Below are 22,137 nucleotides of genomic sequence, written 5' to 3'. Positions count from 1 at the left end.
TCTAACGCGCCTTTGGGCGCGTTTTTTATTGACAGCAAATCAAGCTGGCGGTTAGTTTAGAGACTGTCTATTTTTAGGGTTCTTAACGATGATCGATAAAGTGTTTTTCTTCGCATTCTTTTTTACCTTCCCCTGATTGGGAGGCGTTTCGTCGTGTGATAAATAATGCGAAGACGAACAATAAAGCCTCCCAAGCGGGAGGCTTTTTTTTATTCAGAATAAATAAGGCAAATCTCTATGAGCGATAATCCGTTACTGGTACTACGTGAACGCATCAGCGCACTAGACTTAAAACTGCTGGCATTGCTGGCAGAGCGGCGTGAATTGGCGGTGGATGTCGCTAAGGCTAAGCAACTTCATCATCGCCCAATTCGCGATAAAGAACGGGAACGTGATTTGCTGGACGCACTGATAACAGCCGCCAAGCCTTATGATCTTGATGGGTTTTATATCACCCGCTTGTTCCAGTTGATTATCGAAGACTCGGTGCTGACTCAGCAGGCACTATTGCAACATCAGCTTAATCAAACCGCCCTGCATTCTGCCCGTATCGCTTTCCTTGGGCCGAAAGGCTCTTATTCACATCTGGCGGCACGCCAGTATGCCGCGCGCCATTTCGAGCAACTGATTGAATGTGGTTGCCAGAAATTCCAGGACATCCTTACCCAAGTAGAAACCGGGCAAGCCGATTACGCGGTATTGCCGATAGAGAACACCAGTTCCGGTTCTATTAATGATGTGTATGACTTGCTACAACACACCAGCTTGTCCATTGTGGGCGAGATAACCAATCCGATTGACCATTGTGTACTGGTGGCGACTGAAACTGATCTAAGTCAAATTGAAACCGTGTACAGCCACCCACAGCCTTTCCAACAATGCAGCCAATTTATTAATCGCTTCCCGCATTGGAAAATTGAGTATTGCGAAAGTACTGCCGCAGCAATGGAAAAAGTAGCGCAAATAAATTCACCGACGGCAGCCGCATTGGGGAGTGAAGCCGGTGGCGCACTTTATAACTTGCAGGTACTGGAACATAATCTGGCAAATCAACAGCAAAATATCACGCGCTTCATCGTGCTGGCCCGCAAGGCCATTGATGTCTCAGACCAGATCCCGGCCAAAACCACCTTAATCATGGCAACCGGTCAGCAATCTGGGGCATTGGTTGAAGCCCTATTGGTGCTAAGAGAGCAGGGTATCATTATGACGAAACTTGAATCTCGGCCAATTAATGGTAACCCGTGGGAAGAGATGTTTTATATTGATGTTCAGGCTAATTTACGTTCCGAACCCATGCATAAAGCGCTGGCAGATCTAACGCTAATGACTCGTTCATTAAAAGTATTAGGTTGCTACCCAAGTGAAAACGTAGTTCCGGTCAATCCAAGTTAAGATCGTTTTTTAGGCTCACCATAGGTGGGCCTTATCTATCTAATAGCAACATCATCTGAATGCGCTATGGCCCATACAGTGAAAAACCACCCCGACACTGCCGGGATGGCTTAACGAAACTGTATTTGGATTGATTCAAATTACTGGCGGCTATCGTTCGCCTGACGCAGTAATGAACGGCTCTCTACCAGAAAGCGCTCCGCATAATCGCCAAACCAGTGCTCAACTTTCTGGAAACTTTGGACGAAGGCTTGTTTATCACTTTGCTCCAGTAAGGTAATCGCCTCACCAAAACGTTTGTAATAACGCTTAATCAATGCAAGATTATCTTCCGATGACATAATAATATCAGCGTAAAGCTGTGGGTCTTGTGCAAACAACCGCCCTACCATCGCCAGCTCCAGGCGATAAATCGGCGAAGAAAGCGCCAACAATTGCTCCAACGGCACGTTTTCCTCGGCCAGATGTAACCCATAGGCAAAGGTCGCGAAGTGGCGCAACGCCTGAATAAACGCCATATTCTGATCATGCTCAACAGCACTGATACGGTGCAGTCTTGCGCCCCAAACCTGCAACTGCTCCAGCAACCACTGGTAGGCTTGTGGGTCGCGGCCATCGCAATACACCACAACTTGCTTTGCCAGGCTACCAACATCAGGCCCGAACATGGGATGCAGGCCGACAACCGGCCCTTCATGAGCAGCCAGCATGGCTTGCAACGGCTTGTTTTTCACTGAAGCAAGATCCAATAAAATGCAATCTGGTGGCAATTTTGGCAATCGACCAATAACCTCCTCAGTGATGTGGATGGGTACGCTGACAATCACCATTCCGGCATCCGCCAGAATGGACTCAGCCTGTGGCCAGTCCTCTTGTTCCAGCGTTTTGACCTGATAACCGGACAAAGTGAGCATTCTGCTGAATAACCGCCCCATCTGCCCCTCACCGCCGATGATAACCACCGGGCGCAACTGAGGGCACAGCGTCTTAAACCCTTTATCATTTTCGCTGGTATAAGACTCACGCATTATTCGACGCAATATATCTTCGATCAAATCCGGCGGTACGCCTAAAGCCTCGGCTTCCTGTCGACGCGAGGCCAGCATCAAAGCCTCACGGTCCGGAACATAAATAGGCAAACCATAACGACTTTTAACTTCACCTACTTCTGCCACCAAATGCAGGCGCTTAGCCAGCAAATCCAGCAGTGCTTTATCGACTTCATCAATTTGATCGCGTAAAGCGGTCAGTTCAGCCACCATACTTACTCTTCCTCTACAGTCCGTGCCGCCAGTGCTGAACGTAATTCCTGATGCATGCTACGTAACAGGGTTTCGGTACTTTCCCAATCAATACAAGCATCGGTCACTGAAACACCGTAGCGCATATCAGCGCGTGGTTGTTCAGATGATTGATTGCCCTCATGGATGTTACTTTCCAGCATCACACCAGTGATAGAACAATTGCCAGCCTTGATCTGTTCAACCACAGATTCAGCGACCGCAGTCTGACGACGGTAGTCTTTATTCGAATTACCATGACTGCAATCTATCATTAAGGAGGGAACGAGTCCCGCATCCTGCATCTGTTTCTCACACTGAGCGACATCTTGTGCGCTGTAATTGGGTGTTTTCCCACCACGTAAAATCACATGACCATCTGGATTGCCCTGAGTTTGCAGCAAGCAAACCTGACCGGCCTGATTAATCCCCATGAAACGGTGTGGCATCGCCGCAGCACGCATGGCATTGATTGCTGTGCTCAGGCTGCCGTCAGTGCCGTTTTTGAAACCAACGGGCATCGACAAGCCTGACGCCATTTCACGGTGAGTTTGTGATTCGGTGGTACGTGCACCAATCGCCGACCAACTGAACAGGTCACCCAGGTATTGCGGGCTGTTCGGGTCCAGAGCCTCAGTAGCCAGTGGCAAGCCCATACCGACTAAATTCAGCAATAACTGACGGGCAATTTTTAATCCTTTTTCCACATCAAACGAGCCATTCATGTCCGGATCGTTGATGAGACCTTTCCAGCCGACGGTGGTTCTTGGTTTTTCAAAATAGACACGCATGACGATATACAGACTGTCATTCAATTCCGCTGCAAGTGTTTTCAAACGACGCGCATACTCCAGAGCGGCATCCACATCGTGGATCGAGCATGGGCCACAAACGACCAATAAGCGTGGATCTCGGCCCTGAACAATGTCAGCAATGGTTTTGCGCGCGGTAGCAATCGCATACTGATCATTGCCGCTCAATGGAAACTGGGTTTTCAGCTCTTCCGGGGTAATCAGTATTTGTTCGGCACTGATATGGACATTATTGAGCGCATCTTTTTGCATGATCATAATCTTTACCTATCTCTGTTTAGCGGATGTCGTTTAGCGTGTTTATCGTTTGAGAGCTCCACAATACCATGACGTGTAAAGTTTTCAATCCATATGTGTAAATAAATAATTACTCATGTTTTTGCAGGTACATTTAAGTCTAACCTTTGCGGTAAGTCGCAGTTTCTACCGATGGTCTCAACCTCTTTCTTAGGCCATGATAAAATGCAGAAAATTTGTGGAGGCAGTATGTTAAGAGTCATCATCGTCGACGATGAACAACCTGCGCGTGAAGATTTGCGCGAAAGACTGAATGAAGAAAATGATATAGAAATCGTCGCCGAGTGCAATAATGCACTGGAAGCAATCCCCGCAATCCAGCGTCTGCAACCCGATGTGGTGTTTCTCGATATCCAAATGCCCAGAATTAATGGCCTGGAACTGGCATCAATGCTAAACCCAGAAAGCATGCCACACATCGTGTTTGTTACAGCTTACGATGAATACGCTATACGTGCTTTCGAAGAGCACGCCTTTGACTATCTGTTAAAACCACTCGATCATCAACGGTTGACAAAAACGTTAATACGCTTAAGGCGCGGCCTAAGTGTAAATAATAATTTACATAAAATCACTGAGCCGATGCTACGACATATCCCCTGTTCCGGTCATAACCGCATTTTTTTGCTGAAAATTGAAGAAGTAGAATATCTGAGTTCCGAGCTTGGCGGAGTGCATGTCGTCGGGACAGTACAATCGGGTTATACCCAGTTATCACTCAAAATACTGGAAGAAAAAACACCGTTTATCCGTTGTCACCGGCAATATATGGTGAATACCGAACAGTTGGGAGAGATCCAGCTTATGGATAATGGCTCAGCTGAAGTGATTACCCGCGGCGGTAGACATATCCCGGTAAGTCGCCGCTACTTGAAGTCATTGAAGGAGAAATTAGGTATTAGCTGAAGGATGCAGCGATTGAAAATCGACAGCGGGTTACCTGACAGGGGCGTGATGGATCAATACATGATATGCCAATCATTAACAATACAGCGGAGCCAATCTCAGCAGGAAAACCGCCTACAGATTATGATCCAATTGATAATAACCATGAGTTAAAACGGAACAAAGTAAGTATTATTATAAAATTAATACATTAATTTAAAACATTATTAATACATTATTTTTACAACCCAATTTTATATCCCATTATTTCCCTTCCACTCTACTTTAATTAATTATAAAAGTCTGGGCTGATATAAAAACAGAGACAGATCTCAGATTTAATTAATTACATAACTAAACAATACTCCCTTGATATTAGCTAAGTTTTAATCAATACAATCTGTGCTCTGATAGAGAACATCGAGTAAGAACCATTCTTATTGCTTAAAAATAGCAAATATATAACTGAATTTCATTCATGTTGGAAGCAAGGGAACATTATGATAACACTGCAATTTATAATTATAATTTTATGCCTGTTACTAGGGACACGCTACGGCGGTATGGGGCTAGGGTTAATAAGCGGTATCGGTTTATTTATTCTTACCTTTATCTTTGGCCTCGAACCCGGTAAACCACCTGTCGATGTCATGCTGACTATATTAGCCGTTATTGGCTGTGCATCGGTATTACAAACTGCCGGTGGATTAAATGTAATGATGCAATTTGCCGAGCGTTTATTACGCCGGCATCCACAACATATTACGCTACTCGCGCCATTTACTACATGGTCATTAACCTTTTTATGTGGCACCGGGCATGTTGTTTATACCATGTTCCCGATTATTTCAGATATTGCCATTAAAAAAGGTATTCGCCCGGAACGGCCAATGGCGGTTGCCTCCGTTGCATCACAAATGGCTATCACCGCATCACCGGTATCAGTCGCGGTTGTATCCTTAGTTTCTATTATTGGTGCCAATCACGGTATCGGCCATGCTTATAGCATTCTGGAGATTTTAGCAGTATCAGTTCCCGCTTCTTTAGTTGGGGTGCTGATGGCTGCATTGTGGAGCCTACGTCGCGGTAAAGATCTGGATAAAGATCCTGATTTCCAAGAGAGAATCAAAGATCCAGAGCAACGTGACTTCATCTATGGCTCAACGGATACCTTATTAAATCAGGTTTTCCCGAAACAAGCTTACTGGTCTACCTGGATATTCTTCGCGGCTATCGCAATCGTGGTGTTGCTCGGCGCTTTTGCTGATCTGCGCCCCGCTTTTGCGGTTAAAGGCAAATTACAGTCACTGTCGATGAATCTGGTTATTCAGATGATGATGTTGATTGCTGGTGCAGTTATTCTTATTGGCTGTAAAGTTAAACCCAGCGATATCTCTAACGGTGCCGTATTCAAAGCTGGCATGGTCGCTATCTTCTCCGTGTTTGGGGTTGCCTGGATGAGCGACACCTTCTTCCAAGCCCATATGGGCGAACTGAAATTGGTATTAGAAGATGTGGTTAAAAGCCAGCCCTGGACTTATGCCATTGTCCTATTCTTGGTTTCCAAGCTGGTAAACAGCCAGGCAGCAGCATTGGCGGCTATCGCACCAATGGGCTTGCAACTCGGTGTTGATCCTAAAATGCTGATTGCATTCTTCCCTGCTGCTTATGGCTACTTTGTTCTGCCGACTTATCCGAGTGACCTCGCTTGCATCGGTTTTGACCGCTCAGGCACCACTAAAATTGGTAAATTTATTATTAATCATAGCTTTATCATTCCAGGCCTTATCGGTGTTATTTGTTCCTGTATCACCGGTTACCTACTGGTAACGACGTTTATGTAATATTCATAGACACGCATACATAGAGGCCAGTTTATTTCTGGCCTCTTTAATGATGAGACATCAACATGCTAATTTACCAAAAAACATCTTGTTTATGACTTTATCAATGTGAGTAAAAGTTGGCACACCGTTTTTTATGACATTTTAAGCATGAACTTATCGGAAAAACCTTCTTATTATAATTAATTATTCAATAAGAAATATCTTCTGAATAAGTTGGATCACAACTGATACAATGCGAACCGCATCACAAAACATCATTTTTCACCATGGACCTATTATGTTTTCTTTACGTCATACCAGGGCGTTGCCGTTTTATATCAGCACACTCGCTTTATCTCTCTTCAGCACCTCAGTTCTTGCTGATGGGACTGTTTTTACTGCCTTAGACGATCCAGCCACAGCCAAGAAGAGCTTCGATGGAACCATTGAGGCAGGCTATACCGCGCAGTCAGGTAACACCACTAACTCGACACTGACCGCTAACTCAACGTTAACCTGGTTCATGCCAGATACCGCATATAGTCTGTGGGGCGCTGCGCGTAATACCAGTGCTAACAATCAGCGCTCTTCTGAACGTTATCAGCTCGGTGGCCGTACCCGCTACAATCTGACCGATCGTAACTATCTGTTTGGGCAGGCAAGCTGGTTGAATGACCGCTATAACGGTTTTGATTCCCGTTCGGTACTCACCACGGGTTATGGTCGCCAGATTATGACGACACCGTTGCATAATCTGCGAGTGGAATTTGGTCCGGGCATTCGTCATGATGAGTTTTACCAAGGTGGCCGTGCTACAAAAGCATTGGCTTATGGTGGTGCAAACTATACCTATCAGCTGACCGATAACACCGTGTTCAGTGAAGGGGTTTCAGCATTAGCGAACGAAGAAACCACCCTGAACTCAGAAACTGCGTTGAATGTCGCAATCAATAAGAGCTTCGCACTGCGCTTAGCCTATGTTGTGACTTATAACACTAAACCACCTGCCAGCGCGCCTAAAAATACGGATACCACAACATCAGTCACTCTGGTTTACGGCCTGTAATCATCTGTTAGTCTCTTTAGCGTGGTGTGATGCCACGCTACTTCTCTCTGATATCCTTTCTATTTATCTTCTATACTCTAAATAATTCGAGTAGCGAAGGCAGCTAACGCATATGCAGCTTGAAGTCTGACGAGTATAAGCATAAAAAAGGGGTCAGCCAATGGCTAACCCCTTCATAACTATTAACTTTTGGATGAAGCCTGAGCTGTATCTTAGTTAATACGGTTAAGACGCTCTTTAATACGAGCAGACTTACCAGTACGCTCACGCAGATAGTACAGTTTCGCTTGACGAACGGCACCACGACGTTTCACAGTAATGCTGTCGATTACTGGGGAGTGAGTTTGGAATACACGCTCAACACCTTCGCCGTTGGAAATTTTACGAACGGTGAACGCAGAATGCAGACCGCGGTTACGAATAGCGATAACCACGCCCTCGAATGCCTGCAGACGCTTTTTAGAACCTTCAACAACCCATACCTTAACTTCCACGGAATCACCCGGACGGAATGCAGGTACGTCCTGCTTCATCTGCTCTTGTTCGATTTGCTTGATAATATTGCTCATAATAAGTCTCTTATCCTAGGTAAACTGATATATCAGGACCATTGGCACGTAGCACAATGCTCCTTTCATAGTTCTGTTGCTCAGGGTTTGTGTTCCCGTTGGAACTCAGCCAGCAACACCATTTGCTCGTCAGTCAGAGCTAGGCTTTCTAGAAGTTCAGGTCTTCTAAGCCAGGTACGGCCCAGCGACTGCTTTGAGCGCCAGCGACGAATCTCGGCATGGTTGCCCGACAATAATACTGGCGGAACCTCCATCCCTTCTAACACCTCAGGACGAGTGTAGTGTGGGCAATCCAGCAATCCATCAACAAAGGAATCTTCCTCCGCTGAAGCCTGATGACCCAGCACACCCGGGATAAAGCGGGAGACTGAATCTATCAGAGTCATTGCTGGCAGCTCGCCACCGCTGAGAACATAATCACCAATTGACCATTCTTCATCAATTTCGGTTTTGATTACACGCTCATCAACTCCTTCGTACCGACCACACACCAGAATCATCTTCTGATTGGTAGCCAGTTCGCAAACACCCTGTTGGTCCAGTTTGCGCCCTTGAGGTGACAGATAAATCACCTTTGCTCCCTCGCCTGCCGCTGCTTTTGCTGCATGAATGGCTTCCCTTAACGGTTGCACCATCATCAACATTCCCGGGCCACCGCCGTATGGGCGGTCATCCACGGTACGATGCCGATCGTAGGTGAAGTCACGAGGACTCCAACACTGCACGCTCAGCAGGCCATTTTTTACTGCCCGGCCAGTTACCCCATAATCGGTTATTGCGCGGAACATCTCGGGAAACAGGCTAATAACACCGATCCACATTGTTTTGTTCCACTCACTTTTACCGTTTAATTCGGAGGTCAAAAACCAGGATCCCAATCTACTTCAACACGTTGAGCAGTGAGATCGACTTTCTTGATAACCTGCCCATGAAGAAACGGGACCAACCGCTCCTTCATACCGAATGCATCTTTCAGGTTTGCCTTCACTACCATCACATCGTTAGAACCGGTTTCCATCATATCGATGATTTTACCCAGTTCATAACCTTCGGTTGTTACTACCTGGCAACCCATAAGGTCTTTCCAGTAGTAATCATCCTCTTCCAGTGCGGGTAGCTGTTTGGAATCTACGATAATTTCGCAATTAGTCAGTAAATTCGCGGCATCCCGATCGTCAACATCTTTTACTTTGATGATCAGATCTTGACTGTGGCGCTTCCAGTCTTCCAACTCGACATGCTGCCACTTACCGGCCAGTTGGATAAACCAAGGCTGGTAGTCAAAAATGCTTTCGGCGTTCTCGGTGGATGAAAATACTCTGAGCCAACCGCGAATGCCGTAAGTTGAACCCATTTTACCGAGAACTATCGGCAGTTCGGGAACCACTGGATTGAGTTGCTTGCTCATAATAACCACCACCGCGACAGATTAAGCTGCTTTCTTAGCGTCTTTGATCAGCGCAGATACGCGATCAGAAACTGTTGCACCCAGGCCAATCCAATGTTCGATACGGCCCAGATCCAAACGCAAAGCTTCTGCCTGACCAGATGCGATCGGGTTAAAGAAGCCTACACGTTCGATGAAACGACCGTCACGAGCATTACGGCTGTCAGTTACTACTACTTGATAGAACGGACGCTTTTTAGCGCCGCCACGAGCCAAACGAATTGTTACCATAACATCCTCTTTAGTTAATAAAACAACTGAACCCCATCGGGGAACGGGGTCCAGTTGCAATATAAAAAGCTCGAAAATTTTACTCATTTTGGCGCAAAAAGCAATCTAAAGCGCAGATTCCTGTGCGCTAGTTTTAAAATGAGTGAAATCTTCTTCGTTTACCGCCGTTTTCAGCGGGAAATCTTTACTCACCTCATGCTGGTTAACACCACAGCGTGAAATGATCGTTAGCGGCTAGGAAAACCCGGTGGCATCATACCTTTCATGCCGCGCATCATTTTAGCCAAACCGCCATTTTTCATTTTCTTCATCATGCGCTGCATGTCATCAAACTGTTTGAGCAAGCGGTTAACATCCTGCACTTGCACACCAGAACCGGTTGCAATGCGACGCTTACGTGAACCTTTGATGATTTCTGGTTTAGCGCGTTCTTTCATCGTCATCGAATTGATGATGGCTTCCATCCGCACTGTTACCTTGTCATCCATCTGCGATTTCACGTTCTCTGGCAACTGACCGGCACCCGGCATTTTACTTAACATGCTGGCCATACCGCCCATATTGCGCATTTGCTTCAACTGGTCGAGGAAATCGTTGAGATCAAAGCCATCACCTTTTTTCAGCTTGTTGGCTAGTTTTTCCGCCTGTACGCGGTCAACTTTGCTTTCGATATCTTCAATCAGCGACAGTACGTCGCCCATGCCCAGAATACGTGAAGCCACGCGATCAGGGTGGAATGGCTCAAGCGCATCGGACTTTTCGCCGACACCAAGGAATTTAATCGGCTTGCCCGTAATATGGCGGATAGACAACGCAGCACCGCCACGCGCATCACCATCAACTTTAGTGAGTACCACCCCGGTGAGCGGTAATGCTTCGTTGAATGCCTTAGCCGTATTAGCGGCATCCTGACCGGTCATAGCATCGACCACAAACAAAGTCTCTACCGGATTAATCGCGGCATGAATTTGTTTGATCTCGTCCATCATCGCTTCATCGACGTGTAAACGGCCCGCAGTGTCGACAATCAGAACATCATAAAACTTAAGCTTCGCCTGCTGCAGGGCACGATTAACAATATCAATCGGTTTTTCTTGCACATCAGACGGGAAGAAATCAATTCCAACCCCCTGTGCCAACGTTTCCAACTGTTTAATCGCTGCAGGGCGATAAACGTCGGCAGACACAACCAGCACTTTTTTCTTTTGTTTTTCTTTAAGGAACTTACCCAGCTTAGCCACACTGGTGGTTTTACCCGCACCTTGCAGACCGGCCATTAACACCACTGCTGGCGGTTGGGCTGCCAGATTCAGTTCGTTATTGACCTCGCCCATGGCGGAAATAAGTTCATTTTTAACTATTTTGACGAATTCCTGGCCTGGCGTAAGGCTTTTGTTCACCTCATGCCCGACCGCACGCTCTTTTACCCGGTTGATAAAGTCACGAACCACCGGCAGAGCGACGTCAGCTTCCAGTAACGCCATACGGACTTCACGTAGCGTTTCTTTAATATTTTCTTCGGTCAGCCGGCCACGGCCGCTGATATTGCGCAGTGTGCGCGACAATCGATCAGTTAAGTTCTCAAACATTGTCTCATACTCAACGTGGAAACAGGCCGCTCTGGCGACACAATGGGGGGGATTATAACACGAAGCTTAAACGATCTCTGCCCTCACGTCGGAGAACGGTTGGAGAGGGAGGCTCTCAACGCTATACTGGCTATCTAATTCACTTAGCCGATGCTCATATACCGCTATGCCCGTGTTCTCCATTTTGGCTTTGATCGCTTATTCGCTCAGCCTGGGCTTGATAGTTCCAAGCCTGGTGCAGAAAAATAGGGCTTACCGGCGCTTAGCGCTGGTTTCTGCCGTCGTGGCGCTAGTGTGCCATGCTATTGCTCTGAAGCATCAGATTTTTGATGTTGGCGGTGGTCAAAACCTTACTTTATTAAATATTGGCTCCATTGTCGGGCTGATGATCTGCACTATCATGACTATCGTCGCCTCACGGGGGCGTGGCTGGTTCTTGCTGCCTATTGTTTATAGCTTTGCCATGATTAATCTGGCGCTTGCCAGCTTGCTACCAGGCGAATTTATTACTCATTTGGAAGCCAGCCCTACCATATTCATCCACATTGGGTTGGCACTCTTTGCTTACGCAACGCTTATCATCGCGGCTTTGTATGCCCTGCAACTGGCTTGGCTCGACTATCAGTTAAAGAATAAAAAACTGACGTTTAATGCGGATATGCCACCATTAATGAGCATTGAGCGGAAAATGTTCCATATCACTCAAATCGGGGTGGTATTACTGACACTGACGCTGTGCACTGGTTTGCTTTACATGGACAACATATTCAGTAAAGAAAATGTCCACAAAGCGGTGTTATCGATCATGGCCTGGTTTGTTTATATCGTTTTACTGTGGGGTCATTATCATGAGGGCTGGCGCGGGCGTAAAGTCATTTGGTTCAGTTTCGCTGGCGCATTTCTGCTGACTCTGGCTTATTTTGGTAGCCGCCTGGTTCAAGAAATCATGATCTCTTAGTCATTATCTCAACCATCCGCATATAGCCCTGTTGAACTGACCGGGCCTTTATTGCCATTAAGGAACACAGTGTTGGATCAGGTATCAACTAGCACGCTGATCATTATCCTTATCATTATGGTCGTGGTTTCGGCTTATTTTTCCGCTTCCGAAACCGGCATGATGACACTTAATCGTTATCGTCTACGTCACTTATCCAAACAGGGTAATCGTGCCGCACGCCGGGTTGAGAAGTTATTGCGTCGCCCTGATCGCTTGATAAGCCTGGTGCTAATTGGCAACAATTTAGTGAATATTTTGGCTTCAGCGTTGGCGACTATCGTGGGTATCCGCTTATATGGGAATGCTGGGATCGCGATAGCAACCGGGGTTCTGACCTTTGTGGTGCTAATTTTTGCCGAAGTGATGCCAAAAACTATTGCTGCTCTCTATCCTGAACGTGTTGCATACCCTAGCAGTGTGTTGCTGGCTCCTTTGCAAAAAATCATGCTGCCATTGGTGTGGTTACTCAACACCATCGCCCGTGGCCTGATGCGTCTGTGTGGTATTCGGGGGAATGTGCACCGCAGTGATGCGGTTAGCAAAGATGAATTGCGCAGCATCGTGAATGAATCCCAATCACAAATTTCTCGCCGTAATCAAGATATGTTGATATCAGTACTGGATCTGGAAAAGGTCACGGTCAGCGACATTATGGTACCGCGCAATGAGGTGGTCGGCATTGATATCAATGATGATTGGAAATCAATTATGCGCCAGCTCACCCACTCGCCACATGGCCGTATTGTGTTGTATCGCCAATCATTAGACGATGCCATTGGCATGTTGCGTGTGCGGGAAGCCTATCGGCTGATGACTGAGAAAAAAGAGTTCAATAAAGAGAATCTGCTGCGGGCAGCCGATGAAATCTACTTTATTCCGGAAGGCACACCATTGAATGTACAACTGGTAAAATTCCAGCGAAATAAAGAAAAAGTCGGCATGATTGTCGATGAATATGGCGACATTCAAGGATTAGTGACAGTTGAAGATATTCTGGAAGAGATCGTCGGCGATTTTACGACATCAATGTCGCCAACACTGGCAGAAGAGGTCAATCCGCAAAGTGACGGTTCCGTACTGATTGATGGCAGCGCCAGCGTGCGAGAGCTGAACAAAGCGTTTAACTGGTCGCTACCGATAGATGCCCGCACTATCAATGGCATGCTACTGGAAGCGCTCGAAGAGATCCCACAGGTAAATGCCCAAGTCCGCATCAGGAATTACCTAATTGATGTGCTGGATGTACAAGAAAATATGATTAAACAAGTACGCGTGACCCCTATTGTTCCTCACGACCATTCAGCCAAAAAATAACGCGGTGCAACCGCCCCATCCCCATGTAGAGCAGAAATAAAAAAGACGCCTTTATCAGCGTCTTTTGCGTCTATCTAGAAAAACAAATTGATCCAACTAAGAATCAAGCTGCTACTGGCTGAGGACTAAATGTGTAATTCAGCCAGTTTATCTTTTGGCAGAGCCAGTTTTTCACTGTCGTTGATACCCACATCTCTCTCAAGAATGTGTCTGGCAATTTCCTGTGCTTCTTCCAGTGAGTGCATATGATAAGTCCCACACTGATATTCATTCAGCTCAGGGATTTTGCGTTGGTCGGTAACGTTCAACACATCCGCCATTGCCGCTTTCCAGGCATCAGCAACACGTTGCTCATCCGGTGTACCAATCAGACTCATGTAGAAACCGGTACGGCATCCCATTGGCGAGATATCGATAATCTCCACACCGTTACCATTGAGGTGGTTACGCATAAAACCAGCGAACAGGTGCTCCAGCGTATGGATCCCTTTCTCTGGCAACACTTCTTTATTGGGTTTACAGAAGCGTAAATCGAACACAGTTATCTCGTCACCATGAGGGGTTTTCATCGTCTTAGCAACACGCACAGCCGGTGCATTCATGATGGTATGGTCTACGGTAAAGCTATCCAATAATGGCATTTAGTTACCTCCTCATAAAAATAATTTTAATTCGATCTTTTTTCGCAACCTATGAAACTTTTCCCTAACTCGCACGTCTTAATAAGTGAAAGACGCGCATTTGTTATCATCATCCCTGTTATCAGAGATGTTAATTTGGCCACAGTAATGTGGCCTTTTCTTTTTATTGGCCGCCGTGAAGCACCAAATACTCTTCAAAGCTTAGCTTATCTTTGAGTTCCAGCTCACTTTGGCGCTGCCATGACGCATCGCGCTCTTCAGATAACTGCTCTTCAGTCAGCAATTCCAACGGTTCACTTTGCAGCATTTTCCGGTAACGCTCGGCTAATTCAAGACCCACACCACCGATCCCACCTTCTTTCATCGCTTGCAGAATGCGCGCGGAGAACGTCAGGCTCGGATCATCAAAATATGCTACCAGCTCATCACAGACCTGTTGATACTCGGTGCTATCTTTGCCATCCAACACTTCAGCAACGCGACGCAAGTCTGCAAACAGATCCTTGCCAACCTTTTCCAGCGGTTCGCGAGTATCGTTACACCCACTCCCGATAGTCTGCCCGGGTTTACGCCCTTCCAAAATAACCCGATTCCAGTTCTTACGGGTACACAGCAATTCGTCGCTGCTCATTTCAGGCGCATCAGCCAGTACACACCAAATCAAGAATAAATCGAGGAAGCGCGCTTGTACGGCATCAACACCAATCGGTGAGAATGGATTAATATCCAGTGAACGGACTTCAATGTATTCAATACCACCGCGCAGCAAAGCATCAGATGGCGTCTCGTCAGGACGGGTAACCCGTTTAGGCCGGATAGGGGCATACAGCTCATTTTCAATCTGCAACACATTAGTATTCAGTTGCAGATGACGATCACCGTCTTTTAGACCCAGTGCGGCATATTCTTCTGATGGCGTTTTAATCGCACGTTTCAACCCGGCAACATAGGTGCCCAGGTCATTAAACGTAATACCCAAATTGCTTTGTGATTTATTGGTATAACCCAAATCACTCAGACGCAATGAAGTGGCATAAGGTAGATAACACATCCCGTTATCATTTCGCTCAAACGGTAATTCCGTCTCTCGCCCTTGTAGGAAAGATGAACAAATGGCCGGCGAAGCACCAAACAGATAAGGAATAACCCAACCAAAACGATAATAGTTACGAATCAAGCGGAAATAACCCGCTGAAATCTCTTCCTTACCGCTTTTTTCGTCAGTGACACCAGCCCATGCCTGCCAGAACTCCAGCGGCAAAGAGAAGTTATAATGCACACCTGAAATTGTTTGCATCAGAGCACCGTAACGGTTTTTTAAACCCTCACGGTAAAGTGTTTTGAAACGGCCAATATTTGAAGAGCCATATTTAGCCAGTTCAATATCCTGCTCAGCCTCAATAAAGCAAGGCATGCTGAGTGGCCACATGCGCTCATCACCCAGTTTACGTGCGGTATAACGGTGGATATCACGTAAAAAAGTTAGCAGATGGTCAATATCGCCATCTACTGGAGTAATGAATTCCAGCAATGCCTCAGCAAAGTCGGTAGTAACCCATTGATGTGTCAATGCCGCACCCAATGACTCTGGGTGGCCCGTCGAGGCTAATTGGCCATCGGCAGTCACTCTCAATGTTTCCCGCTCGATACCGCGACGGATCCCTTTCAGGACTTTAGGGTGCGCTTCCAGCCAAGTAAGCGCGTGTGATACATCCGGGATCAAATCGACCTCCCGCTCTTGAAAACCATAACCCGCCAGCATACTAAAGCTGCATAGATGTGACTACGTAAGTTTGTCACACTCTTTACTGCCACCAGGCAATTCCTTGCAGCGTAATTATCGTTAACACGATATAACGCAATGCTTTTCCCAAACACAGAAATAAAGCGACAAGGCCCCAAGGCATACGCAACCAGCCTGCCAACACACACATCAAATCGCCTACTATCGGGAGCCAGCTCAATAACAAAGCGGCAGGGCCAAAACGTTGAAGCCAGACAAGTGCTGTTTTCATCCCTCGTTGTGGCTTTAGTTCCGGCAGTAGACGGCCTATAACAACATTGGTTAGCCCCCCCAAGGTATTTCCGACGGTAGCAGATAACACCAGCATCATCACTGGCGCACTGCCCGCCGTTAATAAGGTGACTAACAGAATTTCAGAATTTCCGGGTAAGAGCGTCGCGCTGAGAAAGCTACTCCCAAATATTGCAGCAATAGCTAGCGTACTACTCACAGCAGACGTACATCAACTATGGCCATATTGGCTCTTTTCGCTGCTTCAACACCAAAATCAGCATCTTCGAAGACGACACATTTATCTGGCCGCACACCGAGTAACTGTGCGCATCGTAAGAATGTCTCAGGCTCTGGCTTGTGTTTAGTGACATCATCAGCACCAACAATGACATCAAAATAATCACGTAAGCCCAGATGACGTAGGAGCATCTCTGCCATAGCGTGCTCGCTTCCCGTCCCTACAGCCATAGGTTTACGCCCATGATAGGCTTTAACCACGTCTATGAGCGGTAGAGGCTTCACATTATCCAACAGCATAGTCTTCGCTAATGCCGTTTTCTCAGCGGCCAATAAATGGGGATCCAGATCCAATTGATGATGCGTAATGATTGCGCAGGCAATTTGCCAGGTTGGCGCACCATTCAAAGCGACCATGGCTTGCTCGTCAAAATGCATACCATAAGGCGTTAGTACCTGACGCCATGCCTGACGATGTGTGGACTCGGTGTCCAGAATGGTGCCATCCATATCAAAAATCAGGCCCTCATAGCGATCGTACATCGTGACCCCACGACTAAGCAGAAAATGAAAAGCTACTTTATCGCAAACTAACTAAATTGTCGCTTACTGTATAATCAATTGAATTTAATCAAAAAAATATCAATCTCATTTAACTAAGACTCTCTTTTGTCGAGTGGAAATCAATGAGTTGAACACTTAATTGAGAATAAAAACATTTCAACTGACTGAGTTATCTACGGCCCAAAAGCAGAAAACCCCGCCATAGCGAGGTTTCTTAATGTAGTGCCCTCAGGAGAATGACCCGGCTTAGGCCTCGCCCTACGGGCCGTTGCTGAAGCAACTTTGTCCCGCTTCGCTCAACTTGAACTTCCGAGTGCTCGGTTCTGAAAATTATCTACGGTTAAAAAGCAGAAAACCCCGCCATAGCGAGGTTTCTTAATATGGTGCACCCAGGAAGATTCGAACTTCCGACCGCTCGGTTCGTAGCCGAGTACTCTATCCAGCTGAGCTATGGGTGCGGTTTTTTATTTCTAATTTTGCGGGAGCGTTTCAACAAGTGAAACTTAACAACAAGACTGATGACCTAGAAGATGGTGCACCCAGGAAGATTCGAACTTCCGACCGCTCGGTTCGTAGCCGAGTACTCTATCCAGCTGAGCTATGGGTGCAATTAATTCTTTGACACTACCTGATGTTCATTTGACTACTTCACCATACTGCAAAATATGGTGCACCCAGGAAGATTCGAACTTCCGACCGCTCGGTTCGTAGCCGAGTACTCTATCCAGCTGAGCTATGGGTGCATAGTAAATGGCGGTGAGGGAGGGATTCGAACCCTCGATACAGCTTTTGACCGTATACTCCCTTAGCAGGGGAGCGCCTTCAGCCTCTCGGCCACCTCACCATACGCTTCTTTCGAATTGTGCCTGACTTACTTTTGAAGAAGCTCATCGGCACTGCGTGGCGCACATATTACTTTCCCGCACTTATAAGTCAAACAATTTTTCCCAACCCACGTTCATTTGCACAATTCACACGCAATATGACCAGTTTGACGTCAAAAAGAGTGTTTTATCAACAGGCAAGATGACGTTTATTGAGATGTCGTCCGTTGGAGGAAAAACGAAATTATCCCTACCACCTGATTAATTAGGCTGAAAACAGAAAATCATTACTGGAGGATAAGTGCAAAACGGAAATAAAGCGGCAGAACGGGGATAAATAAGCAGCAGTAGCGCCTCGTACAACACGAGACGCTGCTTCAAAATCAGTAAGTCGTCGGTTGAGACTTTTCTGCTTGGATGCGCTGGTAGATTTCTTCACGGTGAACAGAAACCTCTTTCGGAGCATTTACACCAATTCGAACTTGGTTGCCTTTAACCCCTAATACAGTAACCGTAACCTCATCGCCAATCATGAGTGTTTCACCAACTCGACGAGTCAGAATAAGCATTCTTTGCTCCTTGAAAAATTAAAAGAGTCGGGTCTCTCAGTTTCCCCGCCATTATCCATCATACACCGTGAAAACGTAAGCCATTACATTCACATAAAATGTAAGTAGCTTGGTCGAGTCTCTAACTAATACAAGTTTAGCTGAAGCAAACAACTTTGCGTTTAACTTTGTTATCGAACTATGACAGGAAAATTGAAAAACGCCATACCTAGCACAGAGATATGGCGTATTGATTTAATAGATCATTACTTGTTTATAACCGAGATGCTACCCAAGCTTCTACGCTTGCCAATGCTGATGGCAATGCATGAACATCAGTTCCGCCCGCTTGAGCCATATCAGGCCGCCCACCGCCTTTACCACCCACCTGCTGGGCAATATCTGCGATTAACTCACCCGCTTTTACTTTGCCTGTAAGATCTTTGGTTACACCAACAATCAAGCTAACCTTATCATCTGCGGTTGTTGCCAGTACAATAATGGCTGATCCCAGTTGATTTTTAAGATCATCGACCATGGTTCGCAGCATTTTTGGTTCAACATTGTCCAACTGACTCACTAAAAGCTTCACGCCATTAACCAGTTTTGCACTGGATGACAATGAGGCGCTTTCCTGAGCTGCTTGTTGATCTTTTAATTGCTGGAGTTCACGTTCGAGCATTTTACTGCGATCCAGCACCGAACGGACTTTATCTGCCAGATTATGAACATCACCTTTCACCAGGTGAGCAACATCCTGAAGCAGGTCACTTTGCTGATGCAGCAATGCAATAGCACCCTCGCCAGTCACCGCCTCAATACGACGAATACCCGCCGCAGTACCTGACTCCGACAATATGCGGAACAAACCAATATCGCCGGTACGGCTGGCATGGATACCACCACAGAGTTCGGTTGAGAAATCCCCCATGGTCAAGACTCGCACCTGGTCGTCATATTTCTCACCAAACAGGGCCATCGCACCTTTTTCTTTCGCCGCATCCAGTTCCATCACTTCTGTCTGGACCGGTAAGTTACGGCGAATCTGCTCGTTGACCAGATCCTCTACCTGACGAATTTGTGCTGGCTTCATTGCTTCAAAATGAGAGAAATCGAAACGCAGATACTTGTCATTCACTAACGAGCCTTTCTGAGCTACGTGCTCCCCCAAAACTTTACGCAATGCCGCATGCAGTAAATGGGTTGCGGAGTGGTTCAGACGAATACGGTTACGTCGTGCAACATCTACCTGAGCATCAATGCTGTGGTTAACCCGCAGAGTTCCATGCGCCAATTGGCCCAAATGCCCGATAGCCTGACCATATTTCTGAGTATCCGCGACAACAAAAGTTGCCGTCGCATTTTTCAACTCGCCTTTATCGCCAACCTGGCCGCCAGACTCACTGTAGAATGGCGTCTGATTCAGAATAACAACGGCCTCTTCACCTTGCTGTATTTCATCAACAGACTCACCATTACGGAACAATGCCGTAACCGTTGCATGTTGATGAACGTGGTCATACCCAGAAAACTGGCTTGCACTATCTACACGGATAAGGCTGTTGTAGTCGGCACCAAAGCCACTGGACTCACGGGCACGGCGACGCTGAACTTCCATCGCTTGTTCAAAACCCGCTTCATCGACTTTCAGATTACGTTCACGACAAACATCGGCGGTTAAATCTACAGGGAAGCCGTAGGTGTCATACAAACGGAAAGCCGTCTCACCGTCAAGGGTGTCTCCGGTCAGTTTACTGAGTTCTTCATCCAATAGTGCTAAACCGCGCTCTAATGTACGTGCAAATTGTTCTTCTTCAGTTTTCAGAACTTGTTCAACCATCGCCTGCTGTTGTTTCAATTCATCCGCAGCAGAACCCATTACAGCGATCAACGGAGCAACTAACTTGTAGAAGAAGGTATCTTTAGCACCCAGCATGTTGCCATGGCGAATTGCGCGACGAATGATGCGACGTAAAACATAACCACGATTTTCATTCGACGGAATTACCCCATCAGAAATCAGAAAAGCACAAGAGCGGATATGGTCAGCAATGACTCGCAGCGACTTGCTAGAAAGGTCAGTCGCACCAGTAACTTCCGCTACAGCCTTAATCAAATCACGGAACAGGTCAATATCGTAATTGGAGTTAACATGCTGTAATACCGCCGCAATACGTTCCAGGCCCATACCAGTATCAACCGACGGCTTAGGCAATGGCAGCATAGAGCCATCAGACTGGCGATTAAACTGCATGAAGACGATATTCCAGATCTCAATATAACGATCGCCATCTTCTTCTGCCGACCCTGGGGGCCCACCCCAGATATGATCACCATGGTCAAAGAAGATCTCTGAACATGGGCCACAAGGGCCAGTATCACCCATTTGCCAGAAGTTATCAGATGCGAAGGCACCGCCTTTGTTATCACCAATACGGATGATACGTTCACGAGGAACCCCGACTTCATTAGCCCAGATGTCATAGGCCTCGTCGTCAGTTTCGTAAACAGTTACCCAAAGTTTTTCTTTCGGCAAATTAAACCAATTTTTACCGGTTAATAATTCCCAGGCAAAATTGATGGCGTCATGCTTGAAATAATCACCAAAGCTGAAGTTACCCAACATTTCGAAGAATGTATGATGACGCGCGGTATAACCTACGTTTTCAAGGTCATTATGCTTACCACCTGCTCGCACACAACGCTGAGAGGTTGTTGCACGGGAGTAAGCCCGTTTATCCAAACCTAAGAAAACGTCCTTAAACTGGTTCATCCCGGCATTGGTAAACAGCAGCGTTGGGTCATTATTGGGGACTAAAGAGCTGCTTGATACAACCTGATGTCCCTTGCTATGGAAGAAATCGAGAAACGCTTGACGAATCTCAGCGGTGCTCTTGCTCATAATTGCCCCGGAAACAAGCTAAAAGAATAGCCCGTGAGCAGATCGCATCCCTGTAACGGGTAACACAATGGGTAAGCTCACGAACAAAAAGTGGGGATAAGATAAATTTTCTTCGAGGGGAAGTAAAATCCCGCGTGCATTCATTCGACAAAATCATTGTAAATCGACTGAATTTCTTCTTGGAAGAAGCCACGATAGAGGAGATAACGCTGAACTTTAGCCTTTTCTTTCCATTCAACCGGTAAAGTTTCACTAAATTTGCACTGTGCAAGCTCTTTTGCGAGTAAACACCAGTCAATCTCACTAATTTCAAAAGCAGCTTGAATTCGTTCTTTATCGACACCTTTTCGCATCAATTCTGAACGGATACGCTGTGCCCCATATCCTTTGCGGCTACGGCTATTAATATAGCTGGTCGCAAAACGGGAATCGTCTAACCAATCGTGTTGGTAGCAATAGGCAATAACCTGATCAATAACTTTTGGATCAATATCGTCGGAGGGCTTGCTACCCTCACTACTGGCGCACTTCCCCCAATTTCCTTTCGCCGAAAATGGCTGTATTGCAAGTTTGCGACGCAATTCAAATTCACTATGATCACGTTGGGAGAGCAATCTCATGGCACGGCTTAGTAAATCATTCATATACCCTTCTTACTTGAAACTGCAGCGGTGTTAGCCGCTCTCTCTCACC

General features: G+C 46.5%; 20 protein-coding genes, 4 tRNA genes and 1 other annotated feature. Of the genes, 6 read left to right on the top strand and 18 right to left on the bottom strand.

Features of this window, described 5'->3' with window-relative positions; translation table 11 throughout:
• Positions 1-87: 87 nt before the first annotated feature.
• Positions 88-212: a sequence feature (Phe leader region), on the top strand.
• Between the two features lie 25 nt (positions 213-237).
• Positions 238-1,395, top strand: a complete 1,158-nt coding sequence (gene pheA / locus AEP37_RS19335) for a bifunctional chorismate mutase/prephenate dehydratase (RefSeq protein WP_049614883.1) — start codon at positions 238-240, stop codon at positions 1,393-1,395.
• 140 nt (positions 1,396-1,535) lie between these two features.
• Here pheA and tyrA read toward each other — a convergent pair whose 3' ends face one another.
• Complete coding sequence (gene tyrA, locus AEP37_RS19330; RefSeq protein ID WP_049614882.1) at positions 1,536-2,657, bottom strand: bifunctional chorismate mutase/prephenate dehydrogenase; 1,122 nt, start codon at positions 2,655-2,657, stop codon at positions 1,536-1,538.
• Positions 2,658-2,659: 2 nt separating this feature from the next.
• Positions 2,660-3,739 carry a 3-deoxy-7-phosphoheptulonate synthase gene (locus tag AEP37_RS19325; protein ID WP_049614890.1) on the bottom strand — a complete coding sequence of 360 codons (1,080 nt, stop codon included), beginning with the start codon at positions 3,737-3,739 and terminating at the stop codon, positions 2,660-2,662.
• Between the two features lie 234 nt (positions 3,740-3,973).
• Here AEP37_RS19325 and btsR point away from each other — a divergent pair, with 234 nt between their 5' ends.
• The 3 genes from btsR (at position 3,974) to AEP37_RS19310 (ending at position 7,561) form a co-directional block, all read left to right on the top strand.
• On the top strand, positions 3,974-4,690 hold the full coding sequence (btsR, locus tag AEP37_RS19320; protein WP_049614881.1) for a two-component system response regulator BtsR: 717 nt from the start codon (positions 3,974-3,976) through the stop codon (positions 4,688-4,690).
• 479 nt (positions 4,691-5,169) lie between these two features.
• A complete protein-coding gene (locus tag AEP37_RS19315) occupies positions 5,170-6,513 on the top strand; it encodes an anaerobic C4-dicarboxylate transporter (RefSeq protein ID WP_049614880.1) in 1,344 nt (447 codons plus the stop codon).
• A gap of 280 nt (positions 6,514-6,793) precedes the next feature.
• The gene (locus AEP37_RS19310; protein WP_049614879.1) at positions 6,794-7,561 is read left to right on the top strand and encodes a DUF481 domain-containing protein; all 768 of its coding nucleotides are present in this window, start codon (positions 6,794-6,796) and stop codon (positions 7,559-7,561) included.
• A 212-nt stretch (positions 7,562-7,773) separates the two neighbouring features.
• On the opposite strand, the gene rplS is transcribed toward AEP37_RS19310, so the two are convergent.
• The 5 genes from rplS to ffh all read right to left on the bottom strand — a co-directional run bounded on the left by rplS (position 7,774) and on the right by ffh (position 11,397).
• Complete coding sequence (gene rplS, locus AEP37_RS19305; RefSeq protein ID WP_042547926.1) at positions 7,774-8,130, bottom strand: 50S ribosomal protein L19; 357 nt, start codon at positions 8,128-8,130, stop codon at positions 7,774-7,776.
• A gap of 80 nt (positions 8,131-8,210) precedes the next feature.
• A complete protein-coding gene (trmD, locus tag AEP37_RS19300; protein ID WP_049614878.1) occupies positions 8,211-8,951 on the bottom strand; it encodes a tRNA (guanosine(37)-N1)-methyltransferase TrmD in 741 nt (246 codons plus the stop codon).
• Between the two features lie 38 nt (positions 8,952-8,989).
• The gene (rimM, locus tag AEP37_RS19295) at positions 8,990-9,538 is read right to left on the bottom strand and encodes a ribosome maturation factor RimM (RefSeq protein WP_049614877.1); all 549 of its coding nucleotides are present in this window, start codon (positions 9,536-9,538) and stop codon (positions 8,990-8,992) included.
• A 21-nt stretch (positions 9,539-9,559) separates the two neighbouring features.
• Positions 9,560-9,808, bottom strand: coding sequence for a 30S ribosomal protein S16 (rpsP, locus tag AEP37_RS19290; protein ID WP_049614889.1), 249 nt, complete (start codon positions 9,806-9,808; stop codon positions 9,560-9,562).
• 227 nt (positions 9,809-10,035) lie between these two features.
• Positions 10,036-11,397, bottom strand: coding sequence for a signal recognition particle protein (ffh, locus tag AEP37_RS19285; protein ID WP_049614876.1), 1,362 nt, complete (start codon positions 11,395-11,397; stop codon positions 10,036-10,038).
• Positions 11,398-11,563: 166 nt separating this feature from the next.
• On the opposite strand from ffh, the gene AEP37_RS19280 reads away from it, so the two are divergent.
• Together AEP37_RS19280 and AEP37_RS19275 are read left to right on the top strand one after the other, a co-directional pair.
• Positions 11,564-12,355 carry a cytochrome C assembly family protein gene (locus tag AEP37_RS19280; RefSeq protein WP_049614875.1) on the top strand — a complete coding sequence of 264 codons (792 nt, stop codon included), beginning with the start codon at positions 11,564-11,566 and terminating at the stop codon, positions 12,353-12,355.
• A 72-nt stretch (positions 12,356-12,427) separates the two neighbouring features.
• Positions 12,428-13,711, top strand: a complete 1,284-nt coding sequence (locus AEP37_RS19275; RefSeq protein ID WP_162208256.1) for an HlyC/CorC family transporter — start codon at positions 12,428-12,430, stop codon at positions 13,709-13,711.
• A gap of 125 nt (positions 13,712-13,836) precedes the next feature.
• Here the strand turns inward: AEP37_RS19275 and luxS are convergent, their stop codons facing one another.
• From luxS to recX, 11 genes are all read right to left on the bottom strand, one after another.
• Positions 13,837-14,352, bottom strand: coding sequence for an S-ribosylhomocysteine lyase (gene luxS, locus AEP37_RS19270; RefSeq protein ID WP_049614873.1), 516 nt, complete (start codon positions 14,350-14,352; stop codon positions 13,837-13,839).
• A 163-nt stretch (positions 14,353-14,515) separates the two neighbouring features.
• On the bottom strand, positions 14,516-16,114 hold the full coding sequence (gene gshA, locus AEP37_RS19265) for a glutamate--cysteine ligase (protein WP_235801415.1): 1,599 nt from the start codon (positions 16,112-16,114) through the stop codon (positions 14,516-14,518).
• Positions 16,115-16,157: 43 nt separating this feature from the next.
• Positions 16,158-16,586 carry a YqaA family protein gene (locus tag AEP37_RS19260; RefSeq protein ID WP_049614872.1) on the bottom strand — a complete coding sequence of 143 codons (429 nt, stop codon included), beginning with the start codon at positions 16,584-16,586 and terminating at the stop codon, positions 16,158-16,160.
• On the bottom strand, positions 16,583-17,149 hold the full coding sequence (gene yqaB / locus AEP37_RS19255) for a fructose-1-phosphate/6-phosphogluconate phosphatase (RefSeq protein WP_049614871.1): 567 nt from the start codon (positions 17,147-17,149) through the stop codon (positions 16,583-16,585). The genes AEP37_RS19260 and yqaB overlap by 4 nt, the downstream gene beginning before the upstream one ends.
• Before the next feature lie 402 nt (positions 17,150-17,551).
• A tRNA-Arg gene (locus tag AEP37_RS19250) sits at positions 17,552-17,628 on the bottom strand.
• 73 nt (positions 17,629-17,701) lie between these two features.
• Positions 17,702-17,778, bottom strand: a tRNA-Arg gene (locus tag AEP37_RS19245).
• 58 nt (positions 17,779-17,836) lie between these two features.
• Positions 17,837-17,913: transfer RNA gene (locus AEP37_RS19240), tRNA-Arg, on the bottom strand.
• Between the two features lie 8 nt (positions 17,914-17,921).
• Positions 17,922-18,014, bottom strand: a tRNA-Ser gene (locus AEP37_RS19235).
• 363 nt (positions 18,015-18,377) lie between these two features.
• Positions 18,378-18,563: a carbon storage regulator CsrA gene (gene csrA / locus AEP37_RS19230; protein WP_002209449.1), complete on the bottom strand. Its 186-nt coding sequence runs from the start codon at positions 18,561-18,563 to the stop codon at positions 18,378-18,380.
• Between the two features lie 253 nt (positions 18,564-18,816).
• Positions 18,817-21,444 carry an alanine--tRNA ligase gene (gene alaS, locus AEP37_RS19225; protein ID WP_049614870.1) on the bottom strand — a complete coding sequence of 876 codons (2,628 nt, stop codon included), beginning with the start codon at positions 21,442-21,444 and terminating at the stop codon, positions 18,817-18,819.
• A gap of 140 nt (positions 21,445-21,584) precedes the next feature.
• Positions 21,585-22,088 (bottom strand): recombination regulator RecX, encoded by a 504-nt coding sequence (recX, locus tag AEP37_RS19220; RefSeq protein WP_049614869.1) that lies wholly within the window; start codon positions 22,086-22,088, stop codon positions 21,585-21,587.
• Between the last annotated feature and the right edge of the window lie 49 nt (positions 22,089-22,137).

This window comes from Yersinia pekkanenii, assembly GCF_001152565.1.
Classification (GTDB): Bacteria; Pseudomonadota; Gammaproteobacteria; order Enterobacterales; family Enterobacteriaceae; genus Yersinia; species Yersinia pekkanenii.
This window is presented reverse-complemented; position numbering and strand designations above follow the sequence as displayed.